The organism is Telluria sp. AZSoR62 (genome assembly GCF_058111565.1).
In genome coordinates this window covers 1-228 of sequence record NZ_JBYTST010000702.1, presented here as the reverse complement: position 1 = coordinate 228, position 228 = coordinate 1, and the positions used below count along the sequence as shown (strand labels likewise).

Genomic DNA, 228 nt, shown 5'->3' with positions numbered 1-228 from the left:
CGAACACACTCGCCTGCGTAGGGCAATCGCCAAGAATCTGACAGAATCGTGGAATACGGCTCCTCAATTGACGGCGCAGGTTGATGTCGATTTCACTGCGGTCTCAGTAGCCCGAGCGAAGATCAACCGTGAGAGATCAGCTCGAGGTGAAGGGAAACTCAGTTTCCTTCCCTTTGTCGGTCACGCACTGTGCCGGGCGCTCGCAGACCACCCGGATGCCAATGCCAC

1 protein-coding gene is annotated in these 228 nt (G+C 57.0%); it reads left to right on the top strand.

What is annotated here, in order from left to right; genetic code table 11:
• Positions 1 to 13 precede the first annotated feature (13 nt).
• A partial coding sequence (locus AC3XQU_RS25195; protein WP_489876812.1) for a 2-oxo acid dehydrogenase subunit E2 occupies positions 14 to 228 on the top strand: 215 nt, incomplete at its 3' end.